Origin of the sequence: Flexivirga sp., from assembly GCF_035551235.1 — a bacterium.
GTDB lineage: Bacteria > Actinomycetota > Actinomycetes > Actinomycetales > Dermatophilaceae > Flexivirga.
The window spans coordinates 1-12,046 of record NZ_DASZNO010000042.1 but is presented as its reverse complement, the minus strand read 5'-3'; the positions used below and the strand labels follow the sequence as shown (position 1 = coordinate 12,046).

At 69.0% G+C, this 12,046-nt stretch carries 11 protein-coding genes; 4 read left to right on the top strand and 7 right to left on the bottom strand.

Features of this window, described 5'->3' with window-relative positions:
* Positions 1 to 318: 318 nt before the first annotated feature.
* Positions 319 to 2,676 carry a glycoside hydrolase family 3 N-terminal domain-containing protein gene (locus VG502_RS15000; RefSeq protein WP_325550880.1) on the top strand — a complete coding sequence of 786 codons (2,358 nt, stop codon included), beginning with the start codon at positions 319 to 321 and terminating at the stop codon, positions 2,674 to 2,676.
* Between the two features lie 4 nt (positions 2,677 to 2,680).
* A complete protein-coding gene (locus VG502_RS14995; RefSeq protein ID WP_325550879.1) occupies positions 2,681 to 3,733 on the top strand; it encodes a LacI family DNA-binding transcriptional regulator in 1,053 nt (350 codons plus the stop codon).
* Here VG502_RS14995 and VG502_RS14990 read toward each other — a convergent pair whose 3' ends face one another.
* Genes VG502_RS14990 through VG502_RS14970 form a run of 5 tightly spaced genes read right to left on the bottom strand, consistent with a single transcriptional unit; the run spans position 3,734 to position 7,585 of the window.
* Positions 3,734 to 4,387, bottom strand: a complete 654-nt coding sequence (locus VG502_RS14990; protein ID WP_325550878.1) for a hypothetical protein — start codon at positions 4,385 to 4,387, stop codon at positions 3,734 to 3,736.
* Positions 4,384 to 5,193 (bottom strand): ABC transporter ATP-binding protein, encoded by an 810-nt coding sequence (locus VG502_RS14985; protein WP_325550877.1) that lies wholly within the window; start codon positions 5,191 to 5,193, stop codon positions 4,384 to 4,386. The genes VG502_RS14990 and VG502_RS14985 overlap by 4 nt, the downstream gene beginning before the upstream one ends.
* Positions 5,194 to 5,238: 45 nt before the next feature.
* Complete coding sequence (locus tag VG502_RS14980; RefSeq protein WP_325550876.1) at positions 5,239 to 5,889, bottom strand: hemerythrin domain-containing protein; 651 nt, start codon at positions 5,887 to 5,889, stop codon at positions 5,239 to 5,241.
* Positions 5,886 to 6,755, bottom strand: a complete 870-nt coding sequence (locus VG502_RS14975; RefSeq protein WP_325550875.1) for an SDR family oxidoreductase — start codon at positions 6,753 to 6,755, stop codon at positions 5,886 to 5,888. Before VG502_RS14975 ends, VG502_RS14980 begins: the two co-directional genes overlap by 4 nt.
* 53 nt (positions 6,756 to 6,808) lie before the next feature.
* Positions 6,809 to 7,585 (bottom strand): SDR family NAD(P)-dependent oxidoreductase, encoded by a 777-nt coding sequence (locus VG502_RS14970; protein WP_325550874.1) that lies wholly within the window; start codon positions 7,583 to 7,585, stop codon positions 6,809 to 6,811.
* Between the two features lie 164 nt (positions 7,586 to 7,749).
* On the opposite strand from VG502_RS14970, the gene VG502_RS14965 reads away from it, so the two are divergent.
* On the top strand, positions 7,750 to 8,226 hold the full coding sequence (locus VG502_RS14965; RefSeq protein ID WP_325550873.1) for a MarR family winged helix-turn-helix transcriptional regulator: 477 nt from the start codon (positions 7,750 to 7,752) through the stop codon (positions 8,224 to 8,226).
* Positions 8,227 to 8,322: 96 nt separating this feature from the next.
* Here the strand turns inward: VG502_RS14965 and VG502_RS14960 are convergent, their stop codons facing one another.
* Positions 8,323 to 8,949 carry a TetR/AcrR family transcriptional regulator gene (locus VG502_RS14960; RefSeq protein ID WP_325550872.1) on the bottom strand — a complete coding sequence of 209 codons (627 nt, stop codon included), beginning with the start codon at positions 8,947 to 8,949 and terminating at the stop codon, positions 8,323 to 8,325.
* A gap of 116 nt (positions 8,950 to 9,065) precedes the next feature.
* Here VG502_RS14960 and VG502_RS14955 point away from each other — a divergent pair, with 116 nt between their 5' ends.
* Entirely contained in the window at positions 9,066 to 9,917 is an 852-nt protein-coding gene (locus tag VG502_RS14955) for an NmrA family NAD(P)-binding protein (protein WP_325550871.1), read from the top strand.
* Here VG502_RS14955 and VG502_RS14950 read toward each other — a convergent pair.
* The coding region (locus VG502_RS14950; RefSeq protein ID WP_325550870.1) for a glycoside hydrolase family 3 C-terminal domain-containing protein at positions 9,914 to 12,046 on the bottom strand (2,133 nt) is incomplete at its 5' end. The genes VG502_RS14955 and VG502_RS14950 overlap by 4 nt on opposite strands.

The window sequence follows — 12,046 nt, the reverse complement described above, 5'->3', positions numbered from 1 at the left end:
AGCGCGCCACCGCCGACCAGGCCGAGGAAAGTACGCCGGGATGTCGTGTTGGGATCCACAGTGATCTCCGTACTCCGTGCTGCCCCCACAGGTTGCGGAAGCACCTGCCGATATGACTTGTTTTCGAAACATAGATTTCGGAGATAAGGCTGTCAAGACTTGAACTGAAGACTTTTCGGGGTCACAGTGAGGTCACGTAATCGCCTGGTCATGCAGGGGATTCGTGCTCGGTGGCGGGCTCGCCGGAGCAACCGGTAGAGTTTCGAAAAGTTTTCGATAATTGCTCACCGAAACGAATGTTGATCAAGGGAGATTTTCTTGTCCATCTCGACCGACCGGCCCTGGCGCGACCCGCGGCTACCCGCCCCCGAGCGGGCCCGCCTGCTGCTGGCCGCGATGACGCTGGAGGAGAAGATCGCGCAGCTGGGCAGTCGCTGGACCGGCAACGACATGTCCGACCAGGAGCTGCCCGAGGACGAGACGATCAACGTCGCCCCGATGGAGGACGTGTTCTCCACCGCCGGGTCGCTGTCGCTGGAGGACGCGAGCCGCGACGGGCTCGGTCATCTCACGCGGGTCTGGGGCAGCTACCCGCAAACGGTCGAGCAGGGCGTCGCGGAGGTGATCCGCCAGCACGAGGTGGTGCTGAAGGAATCGCGCCTCGGCGTGCCGGCGCTGGTCCACGAGGAGTGCCTCACCGGCTTCACGACGTACGGCGCGACGGTCTACCCGGCGTCGATCGCCTGGGGCGCGACGTTCGACCCGGAGCTGCTGGAGCGGATGGCGGCCGCGATCGGGCGGGACATGGCCGCGGTCGGTGTGCACCAGGGGCTCTCGCCGGTGCTCGACGTGGTTCGCGACTACCGGTGGGGCCGCGTCGAGGAGACGATCGGCGAAGACCCTTACCTGGTGGCGATGCTGGGCTCGGCGTACGTTCGGGGCCTGCAGAGTGCGGGCGTGGTCGCGACCCTGAAACACTTCGCCGGGTACTCCGCCTCACGCGCCGGCCGCAACCACGGTCCGGTCTCGATGGGCCGCCGCGAACTGCTGGACATCATCCTGCCGACGTTCGAGACCGCGATCGCGACGGCCGGCGCCGGATCGGTGATGAGTTCGTACGCCGACCTCGACGGCCTGCCCGCGAGCGCGGACCCGTGGCTGTTCACCGACGTACTGCGGGAGGACTGGGGCTTCGAGGGCACGGTCGTCTCGGACTACTGGGCGGTGCCGTTCCTGGCGTCGATGCACCGGGTCGCGGCTGACGATGCGGACGCGGGCGTGCTCGCGCTGACGGCCGGCACCGATGTCGAGCTGCCGGACACCATCGGGTACGCCGCTCTGCTGGACAAAGTGAAGGCCGGGGAGGTCTCCGAGGAGCTGGTCGATCGGGCTGCGCTCCGGGTGCTGTTGCAGAAGGTGCAGCTCGGGCTGCTCGACGAGGACTGGACGCCCGCGGGCTCGATCCAGCCAGGCGCGATCGATCTGGATTCGGAACAGAACCGGGCCATCGCGGCCGAGTTGGCCGAGAAATCGGTCGTCCTCCTCGAAGCGGGCTCGGTGCTCCCGATCAGCAGCTCCACCAAGGTTGCGGTCGTCGGGCCGTGCGCCGACGACGCCCGCACGCTGATGGGCTGCTATGCGTTCCCGAACCACGTGCTGCCGCGCTATCCCGAGCGCGGACTGGGGATCACGATCACTACTCCGTTGGATGCCTTGCGCAACGAGCTGCCGAATGTGTCGTACGCCAAGGGCTGTGAGGTGACCGGCGACGATCGCTCCGGGTTCAGGGAAGCTGTTGCGCTGGCTCAGGACTGTGAGTTGACGGTTGCGTTCGTCGGTGATCTGTCGGGTCTGTTCGGGCACGGGACGTCCGGGGAAGGGTGCGACGCCGAGGACCTGCGGTTGCCCGGGGTGCAAGGTGAGCTGCTCGACGCCCTGCTCGAGACCGGGAAGCCGATTGTTCTGGTGGTGGTGTCGGGTCGGCCGTATGCGCTCGGCGAGTATGCGGATCGCGCGGCCGGGATGGTGCAGGCGTTCCTGCCGGGCCAGGAGGGCGCGGCGGCGATCGCCGGGGTGCTGAGCGGACGGATCGTGCCGAGCGGCAAGTTGCCGGTGCAGATCCCGCGGCACGTCGGCGGGCAGCCCGGTACTTACCTGCAGCCGGCGCTCGGGAGCGTCGAGAGCGCGGGCATCAGTGGGCTCGAGACTCGGCCGTTGTACCCGTTCGGGTACGGCTCGTCGTACACGACCTTCGAAGTCGCCGACCTGCGATTGAGCGCACCGGAGATCCGCAGCGATGGCGAGTTCACCGCCACGGTCCGGGTGGCGAACACGGGTGACCGGGCCGGAGACGAGGTTGTGCAGTTGTACCTGCGCGATGTCGTCGCGCAGGTAGCGCGGCCGTTGAAGCTGCTGACCGGCTTCGCGCGGGTCTCGCTGGCGCCGGGCCAGGCGGCCGAGGTCACGTTCGTTGTGCATGCCGACCGTACGGCGTACACCGATCCGGATCTGCGCCGGATCGTCGAGCCGGGGGAGTTCGAAGTGATGATCGGCACGTCGTCACGGGACCTGCCGTGTCGTGCGATGCTGCGGGTAGCCGGCGATGTGAGGGTGGTGGGGCACGACCGCGTCCTGACGACGCCGGTGACGATCAGCACAGATCCTGGAGGAGGGTGATGAGATGTCGAGGTTGAAGGGACGCGTCACCCTGGCCACCGTGGCCGGCTCGGCCGGCGTCTCGGTCGCCACGGTCTCCAAGGTGCTGAACGGGCGCAGCGACGTCTCACCGTCCACCCGCGCCCGCGTCCAGGACATCCTGGAGAAGCACGGGTACGTCGGACGCCGCCCGGAGCCGGTGCAGCGGGAGACCGTTGAGCTGTTCTACCAAGGCGTCGTGAACGCCTACTCGGTCGAGGTGATCCAGGGCGTGGTCGAGGCCGGTCAGGCGGCCGGGGTCGACATCGTGCTGAACTCGCGGCCGAAGCACCCGCCCGCGGCGAACGCGACGCCGGGACGCGCGGCGCCCTGGATCCGGCAGGTGATCGCCAACGGCCGCCGGGCCGCGATCGGCCTCACCAGCGAGCTGACCGACGCCGACCTGGCCGCGCTGGCGCGGGCGCGGTTGCCGCTGGTCGTCATCGACCCGGCGAACACCCCGGAGCCCGACGTGACGAGTGTCGGCTCGACGAACTTCGCCGGCGGCATGGCGGCCGCCCAGCATCTGCTGTCGCTGGGGCACCGCCGGATCGGGTACATCGGCGGCAAGCCGACGTCCGGCTGCAACCAGGCCCGGATGAGCGCGTTCCGCAGTGCGATGGAGGCGGTCGGCGCCGAGGTGCCGTCGAAGTACATCTGGCTGAGCGACTTCCTGTACGACGACGGTGTGGCCGGCGGGTCCGCGCTGCTCGACCTGCCGGACCGGCCGACGGCGATCTTCGCCGGCAGCGACGAGGTGGCGCTCGGCGTCCTGGAGGCGGCGCGGGCGCGCGGTCTGCGGGTGCCCGAGGACCTGAGCCTGGTCGGGTTCGACGACACCGAGGTGGCCCGGCTCGCGTCGCCGCCACTCACCACGGTCAGGCAGCCACTGCGCGAGATGGGCGCGGTCGCGCTCCGGACGGCGTTGCAGCTGGCAGCCGGCGAGCCGGTCGCGTCGCACCACGTGGAGCTGGCGACGACGCTGATCGTCCGCGGTTCGGCAGCCCCGCACGGGCTGTCGTCGGTCGCGGCTTCCTGATCACTCCCGCCGGTCGGCGACCGTCCGGGTGATCAGAACGGCCGCGATCATGACGGCGAGGCACACCAGCGCCAGCAAGGTCGTCGGTACGGCGTTGGCGGCGGCGGACTTCTCGTCGGACAGCACCTTCATCAGCGCGCTCACCGGCGAGATCCGGCGCACCATCATCAGCAGGATCAGCGTCGCCGCGGCCAGCATCGCGATCCCGATCCGCCGGATCAGCAGCCGCGAGCACAGTACGCCGATCGCGATCCCGATCATCGCCGACGCCAGGTGCGCGACCGCTCCGACGAGCAGGTCGCCGGCGGTCGCCCGGTGGTCCCCGGTGACGAGCGGGCAGATCAGCCCGAACGCGAGCAACGGCAGGCACCACGTGACGACGACCCCGATCGTCGTCGCCAGGACCCGCAGCGAGCTGCCGACCGTGACCAGCGTGATCTGCCGCTGGGTCGGGTCCTCGTGGTTCACGATCGCGACCGTCAGCCAGGTCGAGCAGACGACCATCACCAGTACGCCGAACGCATACGACGACTGCAGCGGCCCGTTGTCGGACGCCGTACCGACCGCGAGCGCGCCGAAGAAGATCAGCATCGGCGGCAGGTAGCGCTGGGAGAGCAGGACGCTCTTCATCAGGTACCGGTACAGGGCGCTCATCGCACCCGCCGTACCGTCGTGACCGACCAGCCGTGGTTGAGCGCGGTCAGCAGCGCCGCGTCGTGACGGCCTGTCGGCAGCGTCAGCGTGACGTGCCCGTCCTGCCGCCGTACGTCGAGAACGTCGGGCTGCAGCGTCCAGTCGATGTCGCTCCCTGGCACGAGCGAGACCTCCGTGAGGCTGAGTTGCTGCTCGGTCGTGGTCAGCCGGCCGTTGGTGATCTCGCAGACCCGGGTCGCGGTCGTGCGGACGGTCTCGGCCGAGTGTTCGGTGAACGCGACGGCCGCGCCTTGCCCGGCGGCTTCGGTGAGGAGCTCTCGCAGCGTGCTGTGCGCGTTGGCGTCGAGGCCGGACCAGGGCTCGTCGAGGACGAGCAGCTGGGGCGGATCGAGCAGTGCCTGTGCGAGCGCGACCTTCTGCGCGTTGCCTTTGGACAGCTTGCGCATCGGTGTATCCGCACCACCGGCCAGGGCGAGCCGGTCCAGCAACTCGAGGCCGCGGTCGCGCGCCGCACTCGTGCTGAGCCCGCGGATCCGCCCCAGGTGCGTCAGGTACGCCGAAGCGGACAGCCTGTCGTGCGACGCGAACACGTCCGGCACGTAGCCGACCACGCGGGCGTCGCGCTGAACGGAGCCCGCGGACGGGCGGGACAGGCCGACCATCAATCGCAGTACCGTCGACTTGCCGGAGCCGTTCGCCCCGATCAGCGCGACCAGCTCACCCGCGTTCAGGTGCAGGTCGACGCCGTCCAGGATCTCCCGCCGCCCGTACCGTTTGGACACCTTCCGCAGCCGGACCACTTCCATGCGCCGAGCCTATCCGCCGCAACGGGTGACCGCCCGCGAGTTGGGTCAGCCACGGATCGCCGTTGTCTCACGGGTGAACTGGCGGCGGCCGATCAGGTTGTACGCCCACCGTGCCGGCGCCGGCACGACCTTCAGGAACCGCTGCCGTTCCGCGTCGTCGGTTTCCTCGGTGATGTGGCCGAGCATGACCAGCCGCCGCGTGAGCGGAATCGCGCTCATGCCGTGCTTGCCGAGCGCGTCCCATTCGCTTTGGGTCAGCGTGACCGCGATGATCGGGAGCAGTTGGTCCTCCTCCTCGGCCAGGTGATCGATCAGGGTCGGCATCGTGGCGTCGATGACGGACGCCATCCGCTCGCCTGCGGCGGCGTTCGCGCTCGTCGTCCACCTCGGCAGATCCGCGGTGACGGCCTTGACGGCGGCGTCGACCGCCGCGTGCTGCGCGTCCATCCGGTCCATCAGCTCCGGATCGAGCGTGGTTCGCTTGCGCAGCAAGGGAAAGAGGAGTTCGTCCTCGCCGGTGTGGTGCGTGTGGAGGAACTCCAGCATCTCCTGGGCGTGCGCGCCGATGACCTTGGATCGCGCACGATTGCCGGCCGCGGTGCGGAACAGTCGCGGTAGCTGACCGAACTCGCGCCGGATGACGCGGTGGATCAGCACCATCTCGTGGGTGTCGACGAAGGTCCCGGACGGGGTCATCGTGGCTCCCCGGCTGCCACGGCGTCGCGGACGGCTTCGTGGGCCGTGATCGTCGGCCGGCCGATCAGCTTCTCCAGGTCGTTGCTGTCGGTGTACAGCTCTCCACGAGCCAGGCCGGCATCGGCGTCGGCGAGCGCGGCGGCCATCTCCGGGGGCAGCCCGGCGCCGGCCAGTATGCCGGTGTAGTCGGCGACCGACATGTCCTGGTAAGCGATGGGGGTCCCGAGGACGTCGCTGAACACGGCGGCAAGTTCGGTCAGCGTGAACGGTGCTCCGCCCAGCTCGTACGTCGCCCCGAGGTGCCCGTCCTGCGTCAGCACCGCGGCCGCGGCGGCCGCGTAGTCGCGCCGGGCGGCCCCGCTGACGTGGCCGTCCCGGGCGCTGCCCAGCAATGCGTGGTACTGGGTGATCATCGGGAGCAGGTCGGTGTAGTTCTCCAGATACCACCCGTTGCGCAAGATGACGAAGTCCGAACCGCTGTCCCGCAGATAGTCCTCGGTCCGGCGATGTTCGTCGGCGAGCGTCATCTGGGCGGTCGACGCGTTGAGGAGGCTGGTGTAGACGATCCGGGACACGCCGGCGCGCCTGGCAGCGTCGATGGCGTTGCGGGCGTTCTCGAACCGCTGTCCGACCGTTGTCGTCGAGACCAGCAGCATCGTGTCGGCGTTCGCGAAAGCCTCGTCGAGCGTGGCCGGATCAGCGAAGTCGGCGCGGCGCACCGTGACTCCGCGCTGTCCGAGGTCGGCGAGCTTTTCGACGTCGCGGCCGGTGGCCACGATCTGCTCGGGTGGCGTTCCGATGGCGAGGAGCTGCTCCACGACGAGCCGGCCGAGGTGACCCGATGCTCCGGTGATGACAAAGGACATGACGTTTCCCTTCGATGTGGACTGTGAATGAGTTGTTCGGCAGAACGGCAGGCTCAGTTCCAGCCGCCGTCGGCCTCGATGGTGGCGCCGGTGATGTGGGCCGCTTCCGGGGAGAGCAGGAACGCGACCACGGCGGCGATGTCGTCCGGTTCGGCGAACCGGCCGAGTGCGCTCATCGAGCGGAGCAGCGCTTCGAACGGCACGTCCGCGAGCGCGGGGTGGGTGTAGTTGGCGCCGTAGCTCATCCCCATGCGGGTGGCGGTGGCGCCGGGGGAGATCGCGTTGATGGCGATGTTCCGGTCGGCCAGCTCAGGAGCCAGATTGCGCACCATGGCCGGGACGGCGGCCTTGCTCGCGGCGTACAGGGTGTGGTGGTAGACCGACAACCGCAGACTGACCGAGGCGCTGAGCACGATGCGGCCGCCGCCGGTCATCGCGGCGGCCGCGGCCTGGGTGACGAACAGCTGTCCGGCAACGTTGGTCCGGAAGATGCGGTCGAAGTCGGCCTCGGTGATGGTTTCCAGCGCGCCGAAGTGCTCGACCCCGGCGTTGCTGACCAACAGGTCCAGGCCGCCGAACTCGGCCACCACCGCGTCGACCAGCTCGTGGGCCCGCGCCGCCTCGGTGAGGTCGGCCTGGAACGCCGCCGCCGTAGCGCCTTTCTTGTCGAGTTCGTCGACCAGCGCGTCGGCGGCGACCTTGTCGGACCGGTAGTTGACCGCGACCGCGGCTCCCTGGGCAGCGAGCCGTCGCACGATCGCGGCGCCGATCCCGCTGTTGCCTCCGGTGACCAGGGCCCGCTTGCCCGCCAGGCTTGATGTCGATGTCATGCGTTACCTGTGCTCTCTCCGCCGATGCCAGTCGGTCAGATGTGTTGACCAGTTAGTCAGAATTCTTTACTACTGTAGGCATGGGTTCGGTCCGATGCCAACCGCAACGGATGTGACGTGGACGGCAATCCGGCCGGACGGTCATGACGTAAGGTGTGGGCCTCGTGAAATCAGGCGGCGACGGAGCTGAGGACGGCATGGACGACGAGCAGTTGGCTGACCTGGGCGTGTTGTTGTTCATCCCGTACCGGTACATGGAGGATCGGATCTTCCGGGCCATTCAGGACGCGGGATTCGACGACTGGACCCTGACTCAGTGCAGGGTGTTCCAACGCGTGGCCCCGAACGGGTCCCGCCTGACGGACCTCGCCGACCAGGCGCAGCTGACCAAGCAGAGCACCGGTGTGCTGGTCGACCAGCTGGAAAACCTCGGTTACGTTCGCAGGGTTCCCGACCCCACGGACGGTCGCGCCCGGTTGATCGTGATCGAGAAGCGTGGCCGGCGGGTGGTCAAGGTGGCCAAGGCGGCGGCCGAGGAGATTCTCGCCGAGTGGAAGTCGTACCTCGGTACTCGCAACTTCGCGCTGCTGCAGCAGATCCTGGGCCAACTCCGCGAGATCACCGACCCCTACGCCCGGTGAACCGGGCCGCGCCGAGTTGTCCGCCCTGCGTCGCGAGGGTCGGCGAGGTAGTCAGATTTATTGACCAGAATTTATGGTTGGCGAGATTCGCGTGGCTCAGGCAGGTGCGGCGTGGTTCAGGATGTGCGCGATCGCGACATCCAGGGCCGCTTCGAGGGCCTCGGTGTTGTGCTGGGCCTGCGCGAGGACGAGCCCACCCTGCACCGCCGCCAGCAGCGCAAACGACAGCGCGGTCACATCGGTCTCCGGCCGGAGGATTCCGTTGTCGACCATGGCATCCAGGCCGGCGCGAATCGCTTCGGACCACGCGGCGAAGCCGGCGGCCAAGGCGTCGCGCGCCCACCGGTGATCGTCGGACAACTCGCTGGACAGGCTGCCCAGCGGGCAACCCCCGGCCCCGTTCTGCCGGCGAGCGGCGTCGACCACCACGTCGCGCCACGACCGCAGCGCCTCGACGCTGTCGAGGGTGGCCAGTAGTGGCGCCTGGTTCGACAGGATCGTCTCGGTCTGGAATGCGATGACCGCGCGGGTGAGGTCATCCTTGTCGGTGAAGTAGTGGTAGATCTGCGATGAGCTGACCCCGGCGGCATTCCGCACCGCGGGAGTGCTCGTGCCAGCTACTCCGTGGCGGTACATGAGTTCCGCCGCGGCCGCGACGATCCGGTCCCGGGTCGCCCGCCCCTTGTGCGTGCTGGGTGCCTCCGGCGCTGCGCGTACCGACATCGAACCTCCTCTCATATTGGATTTGCCTATCCAATCCTACCGCGCCTAGATTGGATAGGTCGATCCAATGCAGACGCAGACAAAGCGCTCCACAGTCGCTAGCGAAAGAGGACAACATGATTCTGGTTACCGGTGCGACCGGCACGGTCGGGTCCGAGGCTGTGCGGCTGTTGTCCGCGGGGCGCCGGCCCGCCCGGGCTTTGGTTCGTGACCCGGTGCGCGTCGCGCAGCGCGGCGATCTCGCCGACGGGATCGAGATCGTCACCGGCGATTTCGATCGGCCGGACACGCTGGACGCGGCCCTCCGCGGTGTCGACACCGTCATCCTGGTCAGCCCGGCTGTGCCGGCCCAGGAGATCGCGGTGATCGACAGCGCCGCGCGGCAAGGAGTTGCGCACGTCGTCAAGGTCACCAGCAAGGCGTCGGCGGATTCCCCGGTCGACCGACGGCGAGGACAGGCGCGCATCGAGGCGCACCTGGTGACCACCGGCCTCGCGTATACGTTGCTCCGATCCAACGCGTACCTGCAGAACCTGTTCGCGTTGGCTCCGATGGTCAAGCAGACGCGGGGCTTCCTGATGTCAGCCGGCGAGGGACAGGTCGGGATGATCGACGCTCGGGACGTCGCCGCCGCGGCGTGCGCGATCGCCAACGCGCCGACCGCGCACGCGGGCCAGACCTACTGCCTCACTGGCCCTGACCTGATCACTTACACCGACGTCGCCCGAGAGTTGTCCGCCGTGCTGGGACACGAGATCGAGTACCGGCAGATTCGCGCCGACGAGCATCGGGCCGCGATGATCCGCGCCGGTGTGCCCGAGGCCGTCGCGACCTCGAACGCCCAGGCGTTCAGGCTGATCGCCGAGGGCGACGCGGCGTGGCTGACCGACGACGTGGCGACCCTCACCGGCACCGCGCCGCGCAGCCTGCACACCTTCCTCACCGAACACCGCGCAGCGTTCAGCTAACGGACGTCGAGTTGGGTGTGGAGCGGTAGGTCCGAGACCGACGAGCCGGCTCGGATGGTGAAGGAACCGGGTTCGGTGGTCCAGCCCGTTGATGTGGCGCCGTCCCAGTGCTCGAAGGTGTGTTCGTGCAGGTTGATCGTGATCTCCCGGGCCTGACCCGCGTCGAGCCGTACGACGGCGAATCCGGCTAGCCAGCGCACCGGGCGGTCGATCGTGCTGTCCGGGCGTTCGACGTACACCTGGACAACGTGCTTGCCCGCGCGCCCGCCGGTGTTGCGGACGGTCAGTGCGACCGACGACGGGTCGTTCGCGCGGAGGTCCGACAACTCCCAGGTGGTGTACCCAAGCCCGTGACCGAACTCGTACGCCGGCTCGGTCCCCGCCTTGAGCCACGCCCGGTACCCGATGTGGATGCCCTCGTCGTACCGTACGACGCCGTTGTCCGGCGTCACGTTGATGACCGGTACGTCGGCCTGCTCGCGCGGCCACGTGGTGGGAAGACGGCCGCCGGGCTCGGTGCGGCCGAGCAGCACGTCCGCGAGCGCGTCGCCGTACTCCTGACCACCGAAGTACGTCGCCAGCACTGCCGCGACCTCGTCCCGCCAGGGGAGCAGCACGGGGGAGCCCGAGTTCACGACCACGACCGTGTGCGGGTTCGCGGCAGCGACCGCGCGAACCAGGTCGTCCTGACGTCCGGGGAGGGCGAGCGACGTACGGTCGTACCCTTCGGATTCGACCTTCGAGTTGGTGCCGACGACAACGAGTGCCACGTCGGCGTCCCGGGCCGCCGCGACGGCCTCGTCGATCAGCGCCTGCGGGTCGTCGTTGCCCGGCTCGACGCCGACCGTGATGCTCAGCGCGTTGCTCAGACCGCCTTCCACCTTGGGCAGATCGAGCTCGACGCGGACGTCGATCGGCTGACCGGCGGTGATGTCCAGCGGAGTCGAGATGGACGGCGGCGAGAGCAGCGCGGCACCCAGGTCGTTGCCCACCGGTACGGCAGTGTCCTCGCGGAGAAGCTTGCCGTCGGCAAAGATCCGCCCGTGGCCGACCGAGGCGAAGCCGAGCCGGACAGTGCCGGACTCGCCGGGGGTCCAGGTGGTGCGGAACTCGAAGACCGCGGACTCACCGATCGGTGCGTTGCCACCCAGGTACACGAGCGCGCTGGAGAACCGGTCCTCGGCGAACAGCTCCGCGCCGTCGGCCCCGAGGAACCGTACCCGCGCGCCGGCCGCACCGGACTCCGGGTTGGTCATCGTCGCCACCGGCAACTCGGCGACGCCCTCCTGGACGATGGCGCCGATCGAGTAGGTGATCTCGGCGTCCGGGAGAGCTGCGCGGAGCCCGTCGAGCGGCGAGACGACCTTCTCCGGTATGACAGTCGCGCTGCCGCCACCCTGCGTCCGGGCATCACGAGCGTTGTGTCCGATTACGGCAACCTTCGTCAGCCCATCCGCCCGCCACGGCAACTCGCCGCGGGCAGCGCCCGCGGGCCCGCCCGCCCGGCCGGGCTGCTCGCCCTGGACGGCGCCCGCTCGCTCGTCAGGGTCTCGGTTGGCTAACAGGACGGTGCCTTCGGCTGCTGCCGTTCGTGCGAAGGCTGGGCCGTCGACCTGCGGTGGGTCGGAGGGCTTCGCAGTACCTTCCAGCGCGCCGACGCGGGCGGCGAGGGCGAGGATCCGGCGTACCTTGCGGTCGATCGCCGCCTCCTCGACCTCGCCTGACCGGACGGCGTCGACCAGGGCGTCACCCCAGGCGCCGACCGGACCGGGCATGGCCAGGTCCTGCGAATGCTTGGCGCTCTCCACGCTGCGAACCGCGGTCCAGTCGCTGACCACGACGCCGTCGAAACCCCAGTCGGTGTTCAGCGGCGTCTCGAGCAGGTCGTTCTCCGAGGCGGTGGCGCCGTTGATCGAGTTGTAGGCGCTCATCACCAGCCACGCCTTCGACTCGGTGACCGCCTTCTCGAACGCGAGCAGGTAGACCTCGCGGAGCGTCCGCTCGTCGACCTCGACGTTCGCGGTGAAGCGGTCGGTCTCGAAGTCGTTCGCCACGTAGTGCTTCGGGGTGGCGCCGACGCCGAGCTCCTGGACGCCGGCGACGTACGCCGCGGCCAGGTCGGCGGTCAG

Coding starts and splice junctions, on each gene's coding strand:
- VG502_RS14960 (WP_325550872.1), bottom strand. CDS start 8,949: ATGTCGGTACGCGCAGCGCCGGAGGCACCCAGCACGCACAAGGGGCGG.
- VG502_RS14970 (WP_325550874.1), bottom strand. CDS start 7,585: ATGACATCGACATCAAGCCTGGCGGGCAAGCGGGCCCTGGTCACCGGA.
- VG502_RS14985 (WP_325550877.1), bottom strand. CDS start 5,193: ATGGAAGTGGTCCGGCTGCGGAAGGTGTCCAAACGGTACGGGCGGCGG.
- VG502_RS14990 (WP_325550878.1), bottom strand. CDS start 4,387: ATGAGCGCCCTGTACCGGTACCTGATGAAGAGCGTCCTGCTCTCCCAG.
- VG502_RS14975 (WP_325550875.1), bottom strand. CDS start 6,755: ATGTCCTTTGTCATCACCGGAGCATCGGGTCACCTCGGCCGGCTCGTC.
- VG502_RS14995 (WP_325550879.1), top strand. CDS start 2,681: ATGTCGAGGTTGAAGGGACGCGTCACCCTGGCCACCGTGGCCGGCTCG.
- VG502_RS14980 (WP_325550876.1), bottom strand. CDS start 5,889: ATGACCCCGTCCGGGACCTTCGTCGACACCCACGAGATGGTGCTGATC.
- VG502_RS14955 (WP_325550871.1), top strand. CDS start 9,066: ATGATTCTGGTTACCGGTGCGACCGGCACGGTCGGGTCCGAGGCTGTG.